This window comes from Streptococcus pseudopneumoniae (assembly GCF_001072925.1).
In the GTDB taxonomy this organism is placed as follows: Bacteria; Bacillota; Bacilli; order Lactobacillales; family Streptococcaceae; genus Streptococcus; species Streptococcus pseudopneumoniae_Q.
This window is the reverse complement of record NZ_JVHE01000122.1, coordinates 1-1,460: the sequence shown is the minus strand read 5'-3', so window position 1 is coordinate 1,460 and position 1,460 is coordinate 1. Positions and strand designations below refer to the sequence as shown.

The 1,460-nt window shown below is 36.1% G+C and carries 1 protein-coding gene; it reads right to left on the bottom strand.

All coding sequences use genetic code 11. The annotated features are described in order from the left end of the window. A partial coding sequence (locus ADH81_RS09830) for a DUF389 domain-containing protein (RefSeq protein ID WP_049528732.1) occupies nt 1–1,013 on the bottom strand: 1,013 nt, incomplete at its 3' end. Nucleotides 1,014–1,460 lie beyond the last annotated feature (447 nt).

Sequence of the window (1,460 nt, the reverse complement as noted above, 5' to 3'; positions counted from 1 at the left end):
TTTTGTGAATCTTTTTCAGAGAGTTTTTGATCAATATACTTGTCAATGTTTTCATAAAATTCCTTGGTCGCTTCACTATCTAATGTTGGCGAGTTCTGAACTTGATTCACTTTCAATTGAACAGATTGAATACCGTAAGAGGCTTGTTTTTGGTGGAGTGTTTCTAATTCTTCTTCTGAAATCGGATCTCCAACAACCGTCAAGACCAATTCATTGTTACTTGACTTGTAGACTTGATTAATAACCGTATAATTGGCGAACTCTTTTCCTACAAACTGTTTGATCCCTTCTTTGCGCGCTTGTTCTATTGTCAGAGTAACTGCCGAATAGCTAGCTGGAAGAATCAACAATACAATCAAAGAAATCAAGCCAATTCTCATTTTAATGCTCAGCTCTTTAAATGAAGTTAAAGGAGATTTTCTCATCAAAATTCTTGTTCCAACAATGTTGGCTAGCATGATAAAGACACAGTTGATCAAGAAAAGATAGAGAGCCCCCAATAAAAATCGTACATTCCCATTAGCTAAACCATAACCTGCAGTACAGATAGGTGGCATCAGAGCTGTTGCAATGGCTACTCCAGGCACGATATTATTTGCTTCTTTTTTCCTTGAACCAATTACACCTGCAATCCCACCAGCAATAGCAATCAGAACATCCCAAATGGTTGGAGAGGTTCGTGCAATCAACTCGCTACTTGCATAAGATAAGGGAGAAATCCAGAAATACAGAGTCGATACAAGCAAACTGACCAATACTTGAGTAAATAAAACCTCTAGAGATTGCTTGATTAAACGCGTATCAAAAATAGCTAAACCGAATCCCAGTCCAACAATCGGTGTCATAAGAGGGGAAATCAGCATGGCTCCAATAATGACAGCTGTTGAATTCATATTTAGACCTATAGAGGCAATAAAAATCGCACACATCAAAATCACTGTATCTCTTAATCGAACATGAAGGTCATCATATAATTTCTCACGGTATTCACGTGTTGAATAGTTTCCGGTCATTGGTTACTCCTTTTATTTCATATAATCTTGTTTCTGTATGGATGATGGTAGAGAGACATCTGTCCAATCTTACATATTTTTAATTCTCACCTATCATTCTTTTGAAAATTATCTTTTAACTATCCATCAGTCCATCCTTGATATTATATCAAAAATTTTACAACCTTTCTCTGAAGAACTCAATCAATTTGAAAGATAGTGAAAGGTAGAAATTTTTGTTTCCTTATCCGAAAAAGAAAAAACGTTATCTCCTCTGAAAGTAGATACCGTTTTAATGTTTAAACATGATGAGTTTGTAGCAGCAATCTTAGTTGATATCGCCAATTAATTACCTGTTGAGAAATAAAAGTTAAAACCTGGTACAAAATCCCAGCTACTAAAAAAGAGGCTGGGACAAAAGTCCTAGCCTCTCAATTGTCTTTGGATTGTCGAGCAAGACGCAGTGGT